Consider the following 19,671-nt stretch of genomic DNA (forward strand, 5'->3'; position numbering starts at 1 on the left):
CCCCCAGGGAAGAGGATGTGACCCGCCCTCGTGGCAGCTCACCGGAAGTCCAAACAGTCCCCCCTCGGCACCTCCGCGGTCCGCACCGCCGCCACCCTCGCCCTCGCCTCGGCGGCGACGGCGACGCTCTTCGAAGGCTCCGGACACGCGGACCCCCGGCCCACCACCGCCCAGGTCAAGGCGAAGGTCGACCGGCTCTACGAGGAGGCCGAGGTCGCGACCGAGCGGTACAACGGGGCGAAGGAGAAGGCCGACGAGGCACGCGCCGCCTTCGACCGGCTGCGCGACGAGGCCGCCCGCAGGACCGAGCGGCTCAACGCCGCCCGTGACGGCCTCGGGGCCATGGCCGCCGCCCAGTACCGCTCCGGAGGACTCGACCCCGCCGTGCAGCTCGCCCTCACCTCCAACCCCGACCAGTACCTGGAGCGGGCCGCGCTCGCCGAGAAGGCCGGGGAACGGCAGGCCGCCGCCATCACGGCCGTACGGCGCGAGCTCGCCGCGATCCGGCAGCTGCGCGGCGAGTCGGCGGGGACGCTCACCGCACTGCGCGGACACGAGGCCGAGCTGCGCAGGCAGAAGACGGCCGTCGTCACCAAGCTGGCGGAGGCCAGGACGCTGCTCGCCCGGCTGACCGCGGAGGAACGCGCACGCTACGAGGCGGCCGCCGCGGCCCGGGACGGCTCCGGCCCCTCGACGCGGACCGACGCGCCGAACGCCCCGGGCACGTCCGAAGGCTCCGCCCCCGTCCGGGCCGACCGCTCCTCGGGCGGCGAGCGCGAACCGGTCACCGTCCCGGCCGGCCGGGCCGCCGAAGCCATCGCCTTCGCCCGCGCCCAGCTCGGCAAGCCGTACGTCTGGGGGGCGACGGGCCCCTCCGCGTACGACTGCTCCGGCCTCACCCAGGCGGCCTGGCGCGCGGCCGGCGTCTCCCTGCCCCGCACCACGTACACCCAGATCAACGCCGGCCGACGCGTCTCCCGCTCCCAGCTCGCCCCCGGCGACCTCGTCTTCTTCTACTCCGGGATCAGCCACGTCGGGCTCTACATCGGCGGCGGCCAGATGATCCACGCCCCCCGCCCCGGCGCCCCGGTACGCATCGCCCCCATCGACGAAATGCCCTTCGCCGGAGCAACCCGAGTCGACTGAGCCCCACTCGGCTCCGCCCGGCTCGGCCCGGCCCGGCTCGGCCCGACTCGGCCCGGCTCCGCGCGGCTCCGCTCAGACCAGGCGGCGGGCGGTGGCCCAGCGCGTCAGCTCGTGGCGGTTGGAGAGCTGGAGCTTCCGCAGCACCGCCGAGACGTGCGACTCGACCGTCTTCACCGAGATGTAGAGCTGCTTGGCGATCTCCTTGTACGCGTACCCCCGGGCGATCAGCCGCAGCACCTCCCGCTCCCGCTGGGTGAGCCGGTCCAGGTCCTCGTCCACCGGCGGCGCGTCCGTCGAGGCGAAGGCGTCCAGGACGAAACCGGCGAGACGCGGCGAGAAGACGGCGTCGCCCTCCTGGACCCGGAAGATCGAGTCGACCAGGTCCGTGCCGGTGATCGTCTTGGTCACATAGCCGCGGGCTCCGCCCCGGATCACCCCGATGACGTCCTCGGCCGCGTCCGAGACCGACAGGGCCAGGAAACGCACCGGGTCCTCGGACGCGCCCATCAGGCTCGCGCAGCGCCGCAGCACCTCGACCCCGCCGCCGCCCGGCAGGTGCACGTCGAGGAGGACGACCTCGGGGCGGGTCGCGGTGATGACCGTGACCGCCTGGTCGACATCGGCGGCCTCGCCGACCACCTCGACACCGGTGACCTCGGTCCGGCCGATCTCGGCCTGGACCCCGGTGCGGAACATCCGGTGGTCGTCGACGAGCACCACCCGCACCCGGCGCTCCGTGCCCGGCGCCCCCGCATCGGCTCCGGTCGCCGCTCCGGTCTCGTCGCTCATCCGTCCGCCCTCTCCATCTCGAGCTCCACTTCGGTGCCCCCACCCTGCGGTGACCGCAGCCGGGCCGTACCGCCGTTCCGCTGCATACGGCCGATGATCGATTCTCGTACGCCCATCCGGTCCTCCGGCACCGCGTCCAGGTCGAAGCCCGGCCCCCGGTCCCGCACCGAGACGAACACCATGCGGCCCTCCACCTCGGCGTACACCTGCACGGCCCCGCCCTCGCCACCGTACTTGGCGGCGTTGACCATCGCCTCGCGCGCGGCCTGCATCTGCGCGGTCAGCTTCTCGTCGAGGGGGCAGTCGCCGACGACGACCACCTCCAGCGGGACACCGTGCTTGTCCTCCACCTCGGCCGCGGCCCTCTTCACCGCCTCCGCGAGCGTCTCGGGCTCCTCGTCCCGGCCGGTGCCCTCGGGCTTGTAGAGCCAGTTCCGCAGCTCGCGCTCCTGCGCGCGGGCCAGGCGGCGCACCTCGCCGGCGTCGTCGGCGTTGCGCTGGATCAGCGTGAGGGTGTGCAGCACGGAGTCGTGGACGTGGGCCGCGACCTCCGCGCGCTCCTGCGCGCGGATGCGCATGGTCCGCTCCTCGGTGAGGTCCTGCGACATCCGGACCAGCCACGGACCCGCGAGCAGGGCTATGCCGGTGAGGACCGCGACGGCGGCGGTGAGCGCCGTGCCCAGCTGGGCGACGGAGCCGCGGACCACCACGAAGACCGCGAGGCCGGTGCCGACGAGCCCGACACCGACGAGACCGCGGACGATCTGGAGCGCCCGTCTGTGGCGGCCGGCGTCGGTCCAGCTGGCCCGGCGGGCGTTGTCCACCTGTCTCCAGACGAGGACGACACCGACGGCGATCAGGAGGAGGGGCCATATGTAGCGCCCGGTCTCGTTGTCGACGCTGATGTTCCCGACGAGGGCCGCGATGCCGATGCCGAGCGCGATCAGGGCGACGACCTGGCCGCTGTCGGGCTTGCGCAGTCTGCGCCGCCCGTCCGGGGTCTCCTCGAAGAGGGAGCGCGGGGCGGACCTGCCACCGACACCGAGCGGGACGACGATCCAGAAGACCGCGTAGAGCACGATGCCCAGGCCGTTCGAGAACGACAGCACCACGAAGAGCGCCCGCACCCAGACGACCGGCAGACCCAGATGCCCCGCGAGGCCGCGCGCCACACCGCCGAGCCACCGCCCGTCGGCGCTCCGGTAGAGCCTGCGCACGGGTGGTTCGTCGGTCTCGGTGACACGAGCGGTTGCGGACATGCACCGATCGTCACACGTCCGGCCCGCCCCGGACATCAGGGGCGGCCCTGAGATCGTCCCTGGTACGGACTCGGGGACGGTGGCCCCGCGAATATCAGGGTCGGGCCAGGGTCGGCCCCGGTGCCGCGGGGCGTCACGGGCCGTCACCATGGAGACATGACGAGTTCGATGCCTTCGCAGCACGAGGCCCCGCCGCCGGCGGAGGCCGATACCGCCCCGCCGCTCCGGCGCTCGCGCGGAAGCAACGTCGTGGGTGGCGTCTGCGGAGGTCTCGGGCGGCACTTCGACCTCGACCCGGTGATATTCCGGGTGGTGATCGGCGTGCTGGCGGTGACGGGCGGCCTGGGGCTGCTGTTCTACGGCTTCGCGTGGCTGCTGATCCCGCTCGCGGGCGAGGAGGAGAGCGAGGGCCGCAGACTGCTGACGGGCCGGGTGTCCGGGGCCTCCCTGGCGGCCCTGCTGATGGCGCTGATCGGCTGCGGGATCTTCCTGTCGACGATGCACAGCGGGCAGCTGCTCGGATTCACGCTGACGCTGACGCTCGCGGTGGGCGGGGCGGCCGTGTGGTCGCAGCGGCGGCGGGTCGGCGGCGAGACCGAGGGAAGACCGGACACCCCGGCGGCCCTCGCGGTCGCCGAGGCACCGCCCGAGACCAAGGCCCCGCCGATCTTCGAGTCCCCCTCCTGGTGGAGGGACCCGATCGTCAAGGACGGCTCCACGGGCAAGCTGGCCATCGGCTACATGTGGGGGCCGCACGGAATCCTCGACGAGGACGGCAAGGTCAACGGCGAGGTGCCGAAGCCGGGCAGCCAGTGGGGTCCCGGACCGGAGGCGCCCGGGCGGCCGACGCCCTCCGTCCGCCGGAGCCCGTACTCCATAGGCGGGCTCGTGTTCCTGCTCGCCCTGCTCGCGGGCGGTCTCGGCACGGGCCTGACGTGGGACACCCACCCGCTGGGCAGCAGCCTGCAGATCGGGCTGGCCGCCGCACTCGCGGTGTTCGGCGTGGGCCTCGTCGTCAGCAGTTTCCTCGGACGGACCGGGTTCGGCACGGTCTTCCTGGCCGTGGTCACGGCGGGCCTGCTCGCACTGTCCTCGGCACTGCCCGACCGGATCAGTACGGAATGGATCCGCGAGACATGGCGGCCCGCTTCGGTCGCCGCCGTGCAGCCGGACTACGAGCTGGGCACCGGCGTCGGCACCCTCGACCTGTCCGGGCTTCCGCTCCCGGCCGGCACGACGGTGACCACGCGCGCCGGGGTCGGCGCCGGGCAGCTCAAGGTGATCGTCCCGAAGAGCGCGGTGGTGAAGCTGCACGCCCAGGTGGGCCTGGGCGATCTGCAACTGCCGGGCGCGCCCGCCGGCGACATCGACATCGCGCCGGACCGTGACGTGACCCAGACGCTCGCCCCGCCTGCCGGGACCACCCCGGCGGGCACCCTGGACCTCTCACTGGAGGTCGGACTCGGACAGGTGGAGGTCATCCGTGCTGCTTCATGAGTTCCGCCCCGGCCGACTGCTCGTCGGCCTGACCGCCCTCGTCCTGGCCGGCGCCTACGCGGGCGACGCCGCCGGGGCCTGGACGGCCCCGTGGTACGCGGCGATCCCCGTGCTCTCCGCTGGTCTGGGCACCGCCGCCCTCGCGACCTGGGTCGCCTATCGAATACGGCGCCGTTCGGCGAGGAGCCGGTCCAGCGAGAGCACCGGGGCCCCGGCCAGCAGCAGCGGGAGCCAGGACATCAGATAGGGCAGGTCGTTGCCGAGGTAGTACGGCTGCGCCTGCCAGCTCACGGTCAGCCAGAGACTCAGAGAGATCAGCACGCCGCCGAGCGCCGCCGACCGGGCGAAGAGGCCGAAGAGGGTCCCGAGCCCGACGGCGAGCTCACCGAAGGCGATGGCGTAGCCGAAGCCCGTCGGGTTGTGGAGGGCGAGGTCGACGAGGGCGGGGATCGCGGAGCTGTCGCGGACACCGCGCATCATCTCGCCGATCGAGCCGGTGCCCGTGTCGGCGAGGAAGACGGAGTCGGTGAGCTTGTCGAGTCCGGCGTAGACGAAGGTGACCCCGAGGAAGAGCCTCAGCGGAAGGAGTGCGTAGCGGGAGGCGGCAGCCCTCCACCGATCGAAGGCCGCCTGCCGCCCGACGGAACGCCCGGAGCCGCTGGTCCCGCCGGTGTCGCGCAGGTCACCGGTACCGCGCAGGTCACCGGTGCCGCCCGGGCCTCCGAAGCCGGACAGGCCGCCCGAGTCACCGGTCCCACCGGAGCCGGACAGGCCGCTGGGGCCGCCGGTCCCACCCCAGCCGGGCAGGCCGCTGGGGCTGCCGGGCCCGTCCGTGTCGTGCGGTCGGTCCGTCTGTCCCGTCATCGTCGGTCACCTCTCCACGCCCCGTACGACTGTTCGCGGGGACGATTCTCCTCGCACCCGGTACGGGGGTGTGGGAAGGGGGGCGGACGTTCAGTCCGTGACGTCGATCACGACGCGGTTGGTCTCCACGCCGGCCGCGGTGACGACCGAGACCTCCACCCGGCCCGGTTCGACGTCCACGGGGAGAGGGACGGTGAGGGCCGTGTCGGTGGGGTTGGCGAAGCCGCCCGGGACGGGGACCAGCGGCACGTGGGCGTGGACGGGGCCGATGCGGACGACCAGACGGGTCATGGGGTCGGGGGCACCCGCGCCGGGCGGGACGAAGCCGCGGCCGCGGATCTCGATGTCGTCTCCCGTGCGGATCGGGGCGTCGAGGTCGCCGGCCTCCCGGGAGCGGACCACGGAGTGGATCGCGGGGCGGACGCCCTCGGTGCACTTGGCGGCGAGGTGCCAGGCGGCCGAGACGCCGACGAGCAGCACGAGGGACCAGGGCACCTCGGGGAGCCGACCGGGGTCGCGGGCCAGGCCGACGGCGGCCAGGGCCAGGACGGCGCCGGAGACCAGGAGGTACTGGACGTCGACGAGGGCGGCCCGGCCGCTGTCGTCGCAGACCAGGTCGGCGGCGCGCGGGCGGTCGGCGCGCACCTTCTGGAGGCGGCCGGCCGCGATCCCGAGGGCGACGACGAGACGGGAGGTGACGGTGACGGAGGCGACGAGGGCGAGGACGGTGAGGAGACCCGCGCCGCGGGACAGGGCGAAGGCGGTCGCGCCCGGCGACCGGAAGGCCAGGAAGAGGAGGGTGTATCCGAGGAACAGCAGCCAGCCGGCGGCGACGGCGCGGGTGGTGGAGAGCCGGTTGTCCTCGCCGATCAGCGGGGCGAGGAGACCGCCGCGGGCCCGGTGGGCGTGGGCGGCGGCGCTGAGCAGGACGGCGAGGAGCAGGGCGGTGCAGAGGCCGGCCGTGCGGGCGCCGGTCCAGCCGCCGTCGACGGCGGTGAGGGCCTGGCCGAGGAGGAGGGCGAGGACGGCACCCCAGACCGCGCCGAGGCCTCCGCGCCGTACCCGGTCGAGCCAGGCGAGCCCGGCCTCCCGGCCGCGCGCGGTCACCGCGCGGGCGGACTGGGCGAGCTCGTCGGAGACCCACTGGCGGGCGGCGACCGGCGAGTGGGCGACGGCCGCGGGGACGCCGTGCCCGGCGGCGAGTTCGTCGCGCCGGGCGAGGAAGGCGGCGACGGCCCGCCGGTGCCCGGCCTGCCCGCAGTGGGCGCAGCCGGCGCAGGCCGTCGCGTGCTCGCCGTACTGTCTCGCCTCTTGAACCGCCACGGTGCCCACTCCCGAGCTCACGAGCTCACTTCACGGCCCGCGTCGATGCGGACCGGAGCGCCCCGAAGGGCCAACAAGCCGTTGATTGCACGGAATTGTGCCGTACCGGCGGCTCCCGCGCCTGCCGCGTGCGCCCCGCCGGAGAGTGATTGCCGAGCCATCTCATTGACGTACAGAAGGGTGAAGCGATGGTGTTACGACAGGAGTTCGGGGTCCGTTCGGCTGATCCTGCGCCACAGGGGCTGGTAGTTGATCCAGGCGACGAGGTCGCTGCCGAGCTGTTCCCGGGTGGCGACCGCGTCGCGGTGGTCGATGAGCACGGGCTTGCCGGCGGCGCGCGCGGCCAGTTGCACCTGGGCGGAGCGTTCCAGGGCGATGAACCACCAGGCGGCCGCGTCGACGGAGGTGCCGACGGTGAGCAGCCCGTGGTTGCGGAGCACGATGGCCTTGAAGGTGCCGAGGGCGATGGCGATCCGGCGGCCTTCCTCGGCGTCCACGGTGACGCCGGTGTAGGCGTCGTACAGGGCGTGGTCCTGGTAGAAGGCGCAGGCCTCCTGGGTGATCGGGTCGAGGAGTTCGCCGAGCGCGGCGAGGGCCCGCCCGTGGACGGAGTGGGTGTGGGCGACGGCGACGGCGTCGGGCCGGGCCCGGTGGACCTGGGCGTGGACGGTGAAGGCCGCCTGGTTGACGTGGTGGCCGCCCCGGAGGACCTGTCCCTCGCCGTTGACCAGGATGAGGTCGCTCGCGGTGACCTCCTCGAACGGCGCCCCGAAGGGGTTCACCCAGAAGCAGTCGGGAAGCTCCGGGTCGCGGGCGGTGATGTGGCCCGAGACGCCCTCCTCGTACCCGAGCCGCCCGAAGATCCGGAGCGCGCCCGCGAGCCGCTGCTTGCGGTGGGCGCGTTCCTCCTCGGCCGTCGCGTGGACGGGCGGCATGGCGAAGTGGAGCCGTTCGACGGGGACGGGGTCCGGTATCACGCTCATGCGCCGGAAGGTAACGCCCGGCCGGTCAAGTCACCAGAGTCCCGACGTGAACACGACGAAGCCGCCGCCCCGGAGGTCCGGGACGACGGCTTCAACGGCATGCGGGAGCGATTACTCCCACTCGATGGTGCCCGGCGGCTTGCTCGTGACGTCGAGGACGACACGGTTGACGTCGGCGACCTCGTTGGTGATGCGGGTCGAGATCTTGGCGAGCACCTCGTAGGGCAGGCGCGACCAGTCCGCCGTCATGGCGTCCTCGGAGGAGACGGGGCGCAGCACGATCGGGTGACCGTAGGTGCGGCCGTCGCCCTGGACGCCCACGGAGCGGACGTCGGCGAGCAGGACGACCGGGCACTGCCAGATCTCGCGGTCGAGGCCGGCCGCGGTGAGCTCCTCGCGGGCGATGGCGTCGGCCTCGCGCAGCAGGTCCAGGCGCTCCTTGGTGACCTCGCCGACGATGCGGATGCCGAGGCCGGGGCCGGGGAACGGCTGGCGCTGGACGATCTCCTCGGGCAGGCCGAGCTCCTGGCCGACCATCCGGACCTCGTCCTTGAACAGCTGGCGCAGCGGCTCGACGAGCTCGAACTCGATGTCGTCGGGGAGGCCGCCCACGTTGTGGTGGGACTTGATGTTGGCCGTGCCGGTGCCGCCGCCGGACTCCACGATGTCCGGGTAGAGCGTGCCCTGGACGAGGAACGCGACCTCGGGGCCCTCCTCCTGGAGGATCTCCAGCTGCGCCTGCTCGAAGACGCGGATGAACTCGCGGCCGATGATCTTGCGCTTGGTCTCCGGGTCGGAGACGCCGGCGAGGGCGTCGAGGAAGCGCTTCTCCGCGTCGACGACGACCAGGCGGGCGCCGGTCGCGGCGACGAAGTCCTTCTCGACCTGCTGGGTCTCGCCCTTGCGCATCAGGCCGTGGTCGACGTAGACGCAGGTGAGCTGGTCGCCGATGGCCTTCTGGACGAGGGCCGCGGCCACGGCGGAGTCGACGCCGCCGGACAGACCGCAGATGGCGCGCTTGTCGCCGACCTGGGCGCGGATCGCGGCGACCTGCTCCTCGATCACGTTGCCCGTGGTCCAGCTCGGCTGGATGCCGGCGCCGCGGTAGAGGAAGTGCTCGAGGATCTGCTGGCCGTGCGTGGAGTGCAGCACCTCGGGGTGGTACTGGACGCCGTACAGCTTCTTCTCGTCGTTCTCGAAGGCGGCGACCGGCACGACGTCCGTGGAGGCGGTGACGGTGAAGCCCTCGGGGGCGGCGGAGCAGGCGTCGCCGTGCGACATCCACACCGACTGCTCGACCGGGGTGCCCTCGAAGAGGGTGGAGCCGGCCTTGGAGACGTGCAGCGGGGTCCGGCCGTACTCGCGGGCGCCCGTGTTGTCGACGGTGCCACCGAGGGTCGTCGCCATCAGCTGGAAGCCGTAGCACATGCCGAAGACGGGGACGCCCGCCTCGAAGATCTCGCGGTCGAGGCGCGGGGCGCCCTCGGCGTACACGGAGGACGGGCCGCCGGAGAGGATGATCGCCTTGGGGTTCTTGGCCAGCATCTCGGCCACCGGCATGGTGGACGGGACGATCTCGCTGTAGACCCGCGCCTCACGGACGCGACGGGCGATGAGCTGGGCGTACTGGGCGCCGAAGTCGACAACGAGGACTACGTCCGGGTTGGAGACGTCGGGCGCGGCAGCGGGAGTCGCTGATGACACTACGGCGGCCTTCCGGCGGTAGGAGAGGTTCCCTCGGGGTTCCCCGGGGGCTCCTCAGGGGTTCCTTGGGGTCCCTCGAAAGGGGGGCTATTTGTCGATTCTACCGGCGCGGCGCTGTCGCTTTTCGTCTCACCATCCGAACCCGGGTTGTCCCGGGGTGCGCGAAGGGGTCCATACTGTCGCCATGCGCAAGTACTCGACCTTCGTCTTTACCTATGGCAACCGGCCCACCGGCTGCCATGGTCGTGCTGCTTGAGCAACTGACAAGCGACTTCCCAGGCGCCCCGGGCCGACAAGGCCCGGGGCGTTCTGCTTGTCTCCGGGCGATGTCGCCCCGGGGCTCCAGGACCCGACACCACAAGGAGCCCCCGACATGACCGCCAAGACCATCACCGAGCAGACCGGCGCCCGCACCGACGAGGCGGCGACGCTGATCGGCGGCGCCCGTGAGCGCATCGACGCCCTCGACGACCGGATCATCGGTCTCATCCAGGAACGGATGGCCGTCTCGGCCGTCATCCAGGAGGCCCGGATCTCCTCCGGCGGCCGCCGGGTGAACCTGACCCGCGAGATGGAGGTCCTCGGCCACTACCGGGACGCGCTGGGCAAGCCGGGCACCGCGCTCGCGATGACGATGCTGGAGCTGTGCCGGGGCCGCATCTGACGACGGCGCGCCACGCGCCAGGGCCGCGCCCGAGGACCCTGCGCGGAGGCCGCCCCCGAAGGCCACGCCTGACGGCCGCGCGTCACGCCAGGGCCGCGCCCGAGGCCCCCGTCCGAAGGCCCCGCCCAGCGGACGCATCCGGGTGTGTTCCCGTACCCGAGTTCGGGAGTGGTCTCACCCGTACGGCGCGTGACCGGCTCCGGGCGGGCTTCGTTGGTCCGGGTGTCCGTGCCAGCCAGGGGCGGGCCCGATTGAAACCACGCGTGGCTTCGCTGGGGCGTGTGGCGCACCTCTCCGGTGCGTCGTGGGACCTCGCACCAGCGCGTGTGACCGGACAGCAGGGGACAGCGGTCCGGTCACCCAGAAAGGGCGGTCGGTCCCGGGGACGCCCGGGGCCGGCCGCAACCGGCCGACCTCCCGATCCTCCCGATCCCCTTTCCTCCCGTCCTCCTGATCCCCTCCCCTCCCCCGCGGCGCAACCCCCCGGCGCCGCCCCGCTCGGCACCGCCGCTGCCCTGACACCGGTGCCGACCCCGAGGGCCCCGCGCCGCGACCGGAATCGCGAGCGCGGGGCCCTTTTCCCTGCGCTCTCACACCCTCCACAGGACGTGACGCGCGTCACACGAAGATCCTGCGCAACCGCTACAACCAATCGCGCGGACCGGAGGTCATCTATGCAGCAACACCAAAGCCGGAAGGGCGCTGCACTCGGAGGGGGGTGCAGCGCCCTTTCTGCTGAGCCGGCGGGAATCGGGCCGGTGGATCAGTCCTTCTTCGGCGGGACCGCCGGGATCCCCAGGAACGGCAGCCGCAGGGCGCCGAAGGCCTCGGACGGGACGGCGGGGGACTTCGGCTCGATCGCCGAGAGCCGTACGTAGGCCTCACCCTGCCGCGGGCGCGGGTCCTCCTCGCCCTTGTTCGGCCAGAAGGACATGGCGCGCTCCGCCTGGGCCGTGATCGTCAGGGACGGGTTGACGCCGAGGTTGGCGGAGACGGCCGCGCCGTCGACGACGGAGATCCCGGGGTGGCCGAAGAGCCGGTGGTACGGGTCGATGACACCGGTCTCGCCGTCGGTGCCGATCGGGCAGCCGCCCAGGAAGTGCGCGGTGAGCGGGGTGCCCATGAGCTCGCCGACGTTGGAGCCCGCGAAGCCGTTGATCTCCTCGGCGAGGAGGGTGGCGGCCCGGGTGGCCTCCGGGATCTGGACCGGGTTGGGCGCGCCGTGTCCCTGGCGGGCGGTGAGCAGGCCCTTTCCGAGGCCGCCGGGCTTGCGGTAGGTCGTCAGGGAGTTGTCGAGGGACTGCATGACCAGGCCGATGATGGTGCGCTCGGACCAGTGCCAGTTGGAGAGCGAGCGGACGGCGAGGGCGGGGTGCTTGAGCAGGCCGAGGAACCAGTTGCGCACCCGGTGGACCCCGTAGGGGACCTGGAGGACGGTGAGGCTGCCCATCGAGTTGGAGCCCTTGCCGTAGCGGACCGGCTCGATGTGGGTGTTCTCGTCCGGGTGGACGGACGAGGTGATGGCGACGCCCCTGGTGAAGTCGGCCTTCTCCTTGCCGTGCCGCTTGCGGTAGCGGCGGTCGGTGGTCTGGGCGCCGACGAGGCCCTCGGAGTTGGTGCGGGTGAGTTCGCCGAGCCGGTTCGAGATCCGGGGCAGCAGTCCGCTGTCCTTCATCCGGTGCAGCAGGGTCTGCGTGCCGTACGTGCCGGCCGCGATCACCACGCGGCGGGCCGTGAAGGTCCGGCCCTTGCCCTTCCTGCGGTTGTCGGTGGGCAGGGTCTTCACCGCGAAGCCGCCCCGCGAGTCCTCGGTGACGGTGACGACGGTGGTCATGGGGTGGACGGTGGCGCCCGCCTTCTCGGCGAGGTAGAGGTAGTTCTCGTTGAGGGTGTTCTTGGCGCCGTGGCGGCAGCCGGTCATGCACTCGCCGCACTCGGTGCAGGCGCGCCGGGCCGGGCCCGCGCCGCCGAAGTACGGGTCGGCGACCTCGCCGCCGGGCTTCGCCTTCGCCGTGCCGACCCCGTCCCCGTCGACGGCGTCGAGTCCGTCCCCGAAGAAGACGCCGACGGGGGCCATGTGGAAGGTGTCGCCGATGCCCATGGCCTGCGCGGCGGACTTCAGGTGCACGTCGGAGGGGGTCATCGTCGGGTTGAGGCGGACGCCCAGCATCCGCTTCGCCTGGTCGTAGTACGGCGCCAGCTCGTCCTGCCAGTCCGTGATGTCCTTCCACTGCGGGTCGTCGAAGAAGGGCTTGGGCGGTACGTAGAGGGTGTTGGCGTAGTTGAGGGAGCCGCCGCCCACGCCGGCGCCCGCGAGGACCATGACGTTGCCGAGCAGGTGGATGCGCTGGAGGCCGTACAGGCCGAGGGCGGGCGCCCACAGGAAGTTCTTCACGTCCCAGGAGTTCTTCGGCAGGGTCGCGCGGGTGAAGCGGCGCCCGGCCTCCAGGACGCCGACCCGGTACCCCTTCTCGGTGAGGCGGAGGGCGGTGACCGAGCCGCCGAAGCCCGAACCGACGACGAGGACGTCGTAGTCGTACGCGGCGTCGTCCGCCTGCTCCTGATTTTGGGTAGGGGGTACCGCGGTCATGGCTCTCCTCGTGCGAAAAGGGGCGGGTGGGGCGGAGCGTCAGCGCAGGCGCAGGGCCTTCATCGCCTTCAGGGACACGCTCATGAACGCGGCGTACTTCTCGTCGTCCATCCCGAAGGAGGGCGCGAGCGGGATCAGCCGCTGCTGGGCGACGGTCTGGGCCTCGGTGTACTTGAGGATGCCCTCGGAGCCGTGGCGGCGGCCGAGACCGGAGTCCTTCATGCCGCCCATCGGGGACTGCACGCTGCCGTACGCGGGCGCGTACCCCTCGTTGATGTTGACGGTGCCGGTGCGCAGCCGGGCCGCGACGGCGTGGCCGCGGCGCGAGTCCTTCGTCCAGACGGAGGAGTTGAGGCCGTACGGGGTGGCGTTGGCGAGCTCGACGACCTCGTCCTCGTCCGTGAAGCGGTAGACGGAGACGACCGGGCCGAAGGTCTCCTCGGCGCAGACGGCCATCGGGGCCTCGACGCCGTCGAGGATGGTCGGCTCGTAGAAGAGGGGGCCGATGTCGGGGCGGGCGACGCCGCCGGCGAGGAGCGTGGCGCCCTTGGCGACGGCCTCCTCGACGTGCCGGGTGACGGCCTCCAGCTGCCGTTCGCCGACGAGGGAGCCCATGTCCGCCCCGTACGCGAGGGACTTGCCGAGCCGCATGGCCTTGGTGCGGGCGGTGAAGCGCTCCAGGAAGGCGTCGGCGATCGACTCGTGGACGTACAGCCGCTCGATGGAGATGCAGAGCTGGCCGGCGGAGGAGAAGCAGGCGCGGACGGCTCCGGCGGCGGCCTTCTCGACGTCGGCGTCCCGGAGGACGAGCATCGCGTTCTTGCCGCCGAGTTCGAGGGTGACGCCGACGAGCCGGTCGGCGGCGCCCCGGGCGACCTGGCGGCCGGTGTTGGTGGAGCCGGTGAAGGAGATGTAGTCGCCGTGCTTGACGACCTCGGGGCCGACGACCGGGCCCTCGCCGAGGACGACCTGGAAGACCCCGGCGGGCAGTCCGGCCTCGATGAGCAGGTCACGGGCCCAGAGCGCGGTGAGCGCGGTCTCCGTGTCGGGCTTCATGACGACGGCGTTGCCCGAGACGAAGGCGGGGAGCGCGTCGCCGACGGAGAGCTCCAGCGGGTAGTTCCAGGGCGCGATCTGGCCGATGACGCCGCGCGGCTGGCGCAGCTCGGTGACCTTGGTGAGGGTCGGCACGACGCCGGTGTGGCGCTTGGCGCGCAGGTAGGAGGCGGCCTTGCGGCCGTAGTGGCGGGCGGCGACGGCCACCGCCTGGACCTCCTCGTGGGCGTGCAGGCGGGCCTTGCCGGTCTCCAGCTGGATGAGGTCGAGGACCTCGGCCTGCCGCTGGAGGACGAGGTCGTGGAAGCGCAGGAGGACGGCGGCGCGGACCTTGACCGGGGTGGCGGCCCAGGCGGACTGGGCGGCACGCGCGCGCGTGAAGGCCTCGGCGACGTCCTCGGGGGTGGACTCGGGCAGGTCCGCCAGCTTCTCCCCGGTGAAGGGGGTGTGGTTGGCGGTACGGCCGGAGCCGACGACGCCCCGCGTGAGCCGGGCCACCAGCTCGGGCGTCACGACGTCGGCGGCGGTCCGCGCACCGGCCGGCGCGGGCGCGACCGGGTTGGTCGCGCCGGCGGGGGCGGCCGGTCGGGCCGTCTCGGCGGCGGTGTCGGCGTCGGCGGGAACCGTGGGGGCGGCGGGGGCCTGCGAGTCCGTCATGACGCCGAGCGTAGGCCGCGTTCCGGTCTTTGGGTACCCGTCGGTAACGCGTTTTCACCCTCTACACACATCGCGCCAGCGATCACTGGCACATAAGCCCTGATCAGGGGCTTACGGTAGCCGGAGGCCAGGCGCGGAGTTTTCTCCGGCCCTCGTACCTCCGGCGCCCGAGGTCCTCGGACCTGCTGCGCCCGAGCCCCTCAGGCCTCCGGCGCCCGCCAGTGCTGGAGGACGATGTCGAACTGCTCCCGGGTGGTCTCCCAGCTGGACTCCGGCGAGGACATGTAGAGGGCGTACTCGGTGCCGTCGTCCTCGTAGTACATCTGGTCGATCGCATGCCGCGGCCCGGGGAAGGTCTTCTTCTCGGTCCAGGTGAACTCCCACAGGCAGGAGCGGACCTGGTCGCGGTAGGTGGTCTGGTCGAGCTTGACCCGGTTGTAGTCCATGCGCTTGCCCAGCTGGCGTTCCAGGTCGATGGCGTGCATGTACGGGTTCTCGAAGTCGGGGCTCTTGTCGATGCTGATCCGGATGCGGTGGCGGCCGTTGTCCGGGGTGTAGTCGACCTGGTCGCCCTCGGTCTGCCGCTTCCAGCCGTCCGGTACGAGGAGGCTGAAGCCCTTCGGGTCCTGGACCCGGTGCCAGCCGGCCGGAATGCCGTCCCCGGCGTCCTTCTCGGTGGCGGGGGCGGTCGGCGCCGTGGTCCGTCCGCCGTCGCCACGGGGGTCGCGGTCGCCGCCCGCGTAGTTCATGGCGGCGAAGACGGCGCCGCCCGCGACGACCCCGGCGAGCAGCGCGGCGAGCACGGCGGAACGCCAGCGGCCACGGGGGGACGGGGGCGGGGAGGCGGGGGCGAGGGTGGGGTGCGACGGGGCAGCCTGAGGGGGTACGGGGGACGGCTGGGGCTGCTGAGCCGGCTGGGGCCACTGCGCGGTGGCCTTCGGCGGCCCGCCCGCCAGGACCTCCGTACCCGTACCGTCCGCCGCGCGGGCCTCGTCGGCCGCCGCGTCCAGCTCCTCCCTGGCCACGCGCTGGGTCGGCACGTACGCCTGGGCCGCCGCCGGCGTGCGCCCCTCCATCGCGTCGAGCAGCATCCGCTCGGCCTCGTCCGCGCGCGGCCGCTGCGCCGGGTCCTTGCGCAGCAGGGCCACGATGACGGAGGCCAGCGGCCCCGCCTTCTCCGGGTGCGGCGGCTCCTCGGTCACCACGGCCTGCATGGTGCTGATCGGGGAGGTGCGGCGGAACGGCGAGGTGCCCTCCACCGCCGTGTACAGCGTCGCGCCGAGGGACCAGAGGTCGGAGGCGGGCCCCGGGTCGCCGCCCTGTACCCGCTCGGGCGCCAGATAGTCGATGGAGCCGACGATCTCGCCCGTCCGGGTGATCGTCGAGTCCCCCTCGATCGCCGCGATCCCGAAGTCGGTGATGAGGACGCGCCCGTCGCGCGCGAGCAGCACGTTGCCCGGCTTGACGTCGCGGTGCAGCACCCCGGCCGCGTGCGCGGCGCGCAGCGCGCCGACGACGTGCAGCCCGATCCTGGCCGCCTCGCGGGGCTCGATCGTGCCGGCCTCCTTGGCGGCGTCGGCGAGCGAGGGCCCGTCGACGTACTGCATCACGATCCACGGCCGGTTGTCGTGCTCCAGGACGTCGTGGACGGTCACCACGCCCGGGTGCGTGATCCGCGCGGCGGCCCGCGCCTCCTTCTGCGTACGGGCGTGCAGCACGAGACGGTCGGCCTCCGCCACGAACCGGCCCGCCGTCAGCTCCTTCACCGCCACCACGCGGTGCAGCACCTCGTCGTGCGCGCGCCAGACCTTCCCCATGCCGCCGCGTCCGATGGACTCGCCCAGCCGGTAGCGACCGGCGAGCAGCAGTCCCGGCCCTGTGCTCTGTGAATGTTCCACTTGCCCCCGCCCGTTCCTTCTGATGCCAGGTTACGGAGGGGGGTACGGAGGGCGGAACCTCGGGGCGGTCATAGGAACAGCACTGTGACCGGGGGCCGGTGGGACCTTCGTATCAGCATCCTGGATCCCACCGCCCTCACCGTCCCGGATATCGCCGTCCCGGATCTCACCGTCCCGGGCGGAACGCCTTCGTGGCCTGCTCGTAGATCTCCGACACCTTGTCCCGCTCGCTCTCCGGGCCGATGACCTGGACGACGTGGTACCGGCCGCCGTCGATCAGCGCGAGATTGCGCACGAACACCTCGCGGCCCGTGCTGTCCAGCCAGGTGTAGGACCCCTCGGCCGTCGGCGTCCGGCCGATGTCCACCCGGCGCGTCCTCTCCGCCACCGACCAGCTGGACGACCGGTACGGCTCCAACTCGCGCTCCTTGGTGTTCTGGTACTCCAGCGGGTCGGAGCCGTTCTCCTGGACGCCGTCCCGGCCGGGGACGACGATCACGGTGAAGCCGCCGCCGGTGTAGCGCACTTGGCCCGCGTCGTTGATCGGGCTGCGCCGCCATCCCTCCGGGACCCCGATCCGGAAGCCCTCCGGGTCCTGCCGCAGGACGTACCCGGCGGCGAGCGCAGGGGCCGAAGGGTCCGCCGGGGGCGGGGTGGTGGCCGGCTTCCCGGACGGCTTCGAGGTCGGCTTCGAGGTCGGTCGGGCGGTCTGTTCTGCGGGCGGCCGCGTGGTCGGCTTCCCGCTCGTGGACGGACCGGTCGCGGTCGGCGTACGGGGCTGCTCGCCGTCGCCGGGCATGAACAGGACGGCGTACGCGACGGCTCCCGCGAGCAGCAGGAGGACGAGGACCAGGAGCGTACGGCCCAGGGAGGACGACGTACGGGCGGAGGAGCGGGGGGCGCGGGGGGCGCGCTGCGGGATCTCCTCGTCGAAGTCCTCGTGGAACGCCTCCTGGAAGCCGGCCCGGGCCTCTTCCCGCGGCGCCTCCCGGAACTCCTCGCGGAACTCCTCGCGGTAATCGGGCTGTACGCGCGCGTGGCCGTACTGGTCGTCGTGGCCGAGGCCGACGTCCTGCTCGGGTCCGTGCTCGAAGCCCCGCGGGTCCTCGTGCAGGGCCTCCGGACGCGCGTCCTCGGCGTGCTTGTGGCGGTGGCGGCCCGCGCGCCCGCGCCACCGGCGCACCAGCTCGCCGCGCCGGCGCACGATCGGCAGCCGCGCCTCGTCGAAGGGCGGCGGCGGTACGGCTCCGAGCCCGGCCTCGGGCTCCGGCGCCGAGCGGACGAGGGAGCGCAGCCAGCCGCGCAGCTCCTCGAAGTCGGGCCGCTCGGTCGGGTCCTGACGCAGCAGCGACTCCACGACCGGGCGCAGGGGCCCGCACTCCTCGGCGAAGGCGGGCGGCTCGGCGCAGACCAGCTGGACGAGCTCGGCCGCGTTGTCCTCGGGGTACGGGGCATGGCCCTGGACGGCCCGGTAGAGGAGCGCGCCGAGCGCCCACAGGTCGGTCGCGGGGCCGATGGGCGGGGCGAGGCGCCAGTTCTCGTGCACGGGACCGGCCTGCTCGGGCGCCCAGCGCTCGGTCACGGCGCCGACGACCGCGATCCGGGTCTGGCGGGCCCGCTCGGCGGCCAGCCGCGTGGTCGGACCGCGGTACGCCTCGGCCGGGATCGGGACCGGCGCCTCCTCGCGGGGGCCGGAGGGCGCGGGGAGCCGCGCGGGTTCGGGGGTCGCCGCCGTGTAACCGGCGGGCAGCGCCGGGCGGCCCGAACCCGGCAGTACGGAACCGCCACCGGCCGGAATCGGCCCGGAGCCGTCCCGCGAGGCGTGCGGGCCGTCGCTCCAGCTGCCGGCCAGCATCACGCGCGGCGGGCCTGCCTGCGGGCCGCCGCCGTACGGCTCGTCGCCGTCGTTCTCGTCGTCCTCGTCGTCCGCCACCTGCGCCCACCACTGCGGTTCGGGCGCGCCGGACGCCGGCGTCGTCGGCGGGGGCGGGGGCGGTCCGGGCGTCTCCGGCGGCGCGGGGCGCTGGACGGGGAGCTGCCCCGTCTCGCCGAGCCGGGCGGCGGCCCGCGCACCGGCCCGGTACGCGGCGATGGCCCCGGCCCGCGCGGCCCGCACGTCGGCGGTGGGCGGCACGGCCGGCGGCTGCGTCTCCGCGGGCCGCGCAGAGGGGTCGGCGCCGCCGTAGGGGCCGCTGCCGTAGGGGCCGAGGACACCGGACTCCGCCACGGGCGGCTCGTCCTCGGCCGGCTCCTCGGTCGGCGCGTGCCATGCGGACGCCGGCTCAGGAGCGTACGGCTCGGGCACGTACGGCTCGGGCACGTACACCTCGCCGCCCTCATGAGCCCCGACCCCGTACTCGTGCGTCTCGGCCTCGTACGCCCCGGTCTCGTACGCCCCGGGTTCGTACGCCCCGGGTTCGTACGCCCCGGGTTCGTACGTCGCCGTCTCGTACGTCCCCGCCCCGTACACCTCGGGTTCGTACGTCTCAGCCTCGTGCGCCTCCGACCCGCCGTACGCCTCGCCCGCGTACACCCCGGATCCGTACGCCTCGCCCTCGTACGCCTCCGCCTCGTACACCCCGGGTTCGTACGCCTCCGCCTCCCCGGCCGTCGGCGCGAACTCGTCGGACGGTTCCGGGATCGGTGCGTAGCCGCAGAGGGCCTCCTCGGCGGCGCCCGCCGCGAGGCCGGTGAGGACGACGCGGCCGTCGTCGCAGACGAGCACGGTCCGGGAGGTGATGTTCCGGTGGACCCAGCCGTGGGCGTGGAGCGCGCGCAGGGCGGTGAGGACGTCGGCGCCTATCTCGGCCGCGCGGTACGGGTTGAGGGGCCGCTCGGCGAGGAGCGCGGCCAGCGGTCTGGCCGCCACGCGCTCGCTCACTATCCACAGCGAACCGGCCTCCGCGAAGACGTCGAAGACCTGGTCGAGTAAGGGGTGGTCGGGGATCTGCGCGGCGGCCTGGGCCGCCTCGATCGCCCGGCGCACGACGGGCTCGGCCGGGCGGCGGGTGGCCGGGCCCGCACCGCCGTAGGGGCCGGCGGGGCCGCCCCGCCCGTCGAGCACCTCGGCGTCGACGAACTCCGGCAGCGGCACCTGGCGGATCAGGACCTCCTGCCCGCTGTACGTGTCGAACGCGCGCGTCTCCACCGGTTCGTACGCGTCGGCGTCCGCCGGTGGCAGCGGCAGGCGGTAGCGGTCGGCGAGCACCCTTCCCGCGTAGTCGTCCACGACGCCTCCCCC

The 19,671-nt window shown here is 73.4% G+C and carries 13 protein-coding genes; 3 read left to right on the forward strand and 10 right to left on the reverse strand.

The window, feature by feature from the left end; genetic code table 11:
* Positions 1 to 30 precede the first annotated feature (30 nt).
* On the forward strand, positions 31 to 1,146 hold the full coding sequence (locus ACH4TP_RS03600) for an NlpC/P60 family protein (protein ID WP_389220717.1): 1,116 nt from the start codon (positions 31 to 33) through the stop codon (positions 1,144 to 1,146).
* A gap of 72 nt (positions 1,147 to 1,218) precedes the next feature.
* Here ACH4TP_RS03600 and ACH4TP_RS03605 read toward each other — a convergent pair whose 3' ends face one another.
* Both ACH4TP_RS03605 and ACH4TP_RS03610 read right to left on the reverse strand, forming a co-directional pair.
* Positions 1,219 to 1,935, reverse strand: a complete 717-nt coding sequence (locus ACH4TP_RS03605; protein ID WP_389220719.1) for a LuxR C-terminal-related transcriptional regulator — start codon at positions 1,933 to 1,935, stop codon at positions 1,219 to 1,221.
* On the reverse strand, positions 1,932 to 3,194 hold the full coding sequence (locus tag ACH4TP_RS03610; protein WP_389220722.1) for a PspC domain-containing protein: 1,263 nt from the start codon (positions 3,192 to 3,194) through the stop codon (positions 1,932 to 1,934). The genes ACH4TP_RS03605 and ACH4TP_RS03610 overlap by 4 nt, the downstream gene beginning before the upstream one ends.
* 156 nt (positions 3,195 to 3,350) lie before the next feature.
* Between ACH4TP_RS03610 and ACH4TP_RS03615 the strand changes: the two genes are divergently transcribed.
* On the forward strand, positions 3,351 to 4,691 hold the full coding sequence (locus tag ACH4TP_RS03615) for a PspC domain-containing protein (protein WP_398435508.1): 1,341 nt from the start codon (positions 3,351 to 3,353) through the stop codon (positions 4,689 to 4,691).
* Positions 4,692 to 4,847: 156 nt separating this feature from the next.
* Here the strand turns inward: ACH4TP_RS03615 and ACH4TP_RS03620 are convergent, their stop codons facing one another.
* The 4 genes from ACH4TP_RS03620 to guaA form a co-directional block, all read right to left on the reverse strand.
* On the reverse strand, positions 4,848 to 5,426 hold the full coding sequence (locus ACH4TP_RS03620) for a DoxX family protein (protein WP_398435778.1): 579 nt from the start codon (positions 5,424 to 5,426) through the stop codon (positions 4,848 to 4,850).
* Between the two features lie 219 nt (positions 5,427 to 5,645).
* The gene (locus ACH4TP_RS03625; protein WP_398435510.1) at positions 5,646 to 6,878 is read right to left on the reverse strand and encodes a hypothetical protein; all 1,233 of its coding nucleotides are present in this window, start codon (positions 6,876 to 6,878) and stop codon (positions 5,646 to 5,648) included.
* A 194-nt stretch (positions 6,879 to 7,072) separates the two neighbouring features.
* Positions 7,073 to 7,861, reverse strand: a complete 789-nt coding sequence (locus ACH4TP_RS03630) for a class II aldolase/adducin family protein (RefSeq protein WP_389220731.1) — start codon at positions 7,859 to 7,861, stop codon at positions 7,073 to 7,075.
* 111 nt (positions 7,862 to 7,972) lie between these two features.
* Positions 7,973 to 9,565 (reverse strand): glutamine-hydrolyzing GMP synthase, encoded by a 1,593-nt coding sequence (gene guaA / locus ACH4TP_RS03635; RefSeq protein WP_041130833.1) that lies wholly within the window; start codon positions 9,563 to 9,565, stop codon positions 7,973 to 7,975.
* A 373-nt stretch (positions 9,566 to 9,938) separates the two neighbouring features.
* Between guaA and ACH4TP_RS03640 the strand changes: the two genes are divergently transcribed.
* Positions 9,939 to 10,229, forward strand: a complete 291-nt coding sequence (locus ACH4TP_RS03640) for a chorismate mutase (RefSeq protein WP_389220734.1) — start codon at positions 9,939 to 9,941, stop codon at positions 10,227 to 10,229.
* Positions 10,230 to 10,992: 763 nt separating this feature from the next.
* Here the strand turns inward: ACH4TP_RS03640 and ACH4TP_RS03645 are convergent.
* The 4 genes from ACH4TP_RS03645 to ACH4TP_RS03660 all read right to left on the reverse strand — a co-directional run bounded on the left by ACH4TP_RS03645 (position 10,993) and on the right by ACH4TP_RS03660 (position 19,659).
* Complete coding sequence (locus tag ACH4TP_RS03645; RefSeq protein ID WP_398435512.1) at positions 10,993 to 12,819, reverse strand: GMC oxidoreductase; 1,827 nt, start codon at positions 12,817 to 12,819, stop codon at positions 10,993 to 10,995.
* Positions 12,820 to 12,858: 39 nt separating this feature from the next.
* Complete coding sequence (locus ACH4TP_RS03650) at positions 12,859 to 14,532, reverse strand: succinic semialdehyde dehydrogenase (protein WP_398184262.1); 1,674 nt, start codon at positions 14,530 to 14,532, stop codon at positions 12,859 to 12,861.
* A 200-nt stretch (positions 14,533 to 14,732) separates the two neighbouring features.
* The gene (locus tag ACH4TP_RS03655; RefSeq protein ID WP_398435513.1) at positions 14,733 to 16,430 is read right to left on the reverse strand and encodes a serine/threonine-protein kinase; all 1,698 of its coding nucleotides are present in this window, start codon (positions 16,428 to 16,430) and stop codon (positions 14,733 to 14,735) included.
* A 166-nt stretch (positions 16,431 to 16,596) separates the two neighbouring features.
* On the reverse strand, positions 16,597 to 19,659 hold the full coding sequence (locus ACH4TP_RS03660) for a protein kinase (RefSeq protein ID WP_398435515.1): 3,063 nt from the start codon (positions 19,657 to 19,659) through the stop codon (positions 16,597 to 16,599).
* Between the last annotated feature and the right edge of the window lie 12 nt (positions 19,660 to 19,671).

It is taken from the genome of Streptomyces sp. NPDC021012 (genome assembly GCF_044333355.1).
Classification (GTDB): domain Bacteria; phylum Actinomycetota; class Actinomycetes; order Streptomycetales; family Streptomycetaceae; genus Streptomyces.

Excerpts from the sequence above, each read along its gene's own strand:
- ACH4TP_RS03605 (WP_389220719.1), bottom strand. The coding sequence starts at position 1,935 with ATGAGCGACGAGACCGGAGCGGCGACCGGAGCCGATGCGGGGGCGCCG.
- ACH4TP_RS03610 (WP_389220722.1), bottom strand. The coding sequence starts at position 3,194 with ATGTCCGCAACCGCTCGTGTCACCGAGACCGACGAACCACCCGTGCGC.
- ACH4TP_RS03615 (WP_398435508.1), top strand. The coding sequence starts at position 3,351 with ATGACGAGTTCGATGCCTTCGCAGCACGAGGCCCCGCCGCCGGCGGAG.
- ACH4TP_RS03630 (WP_389220731.1), bottom strand. The coding sequence starts at position 7,861 with ATGAGCGTGATACCGGACCCCGTCCCCGTCGAACGGCTCCACTTCGCC.
- ACH4TP_RS03640 (WP_389220734.1), top strand. The coding sequence starts at position 9,939 with ATGACCGCCAAGACCATCACCGAGCAGACCGGCGCCCGCACCGACGAG.
- ACH4TP_RS03645 (WP_398435512.1), bottom strand. The coding sequence starts at position 12,819 with ATGACCGCGGTACCCCCTACCCAAAATCAGGAGCAGGCGGACGACGCC.
- ACH4TP_RS03650 (WP_398184262.1), bottom strand. The coding sequence starts at position 14,532 with ATGACGGACTCGCAGGCCCCCGCCGCCCCCACGGTTCCCGCCGACGCC.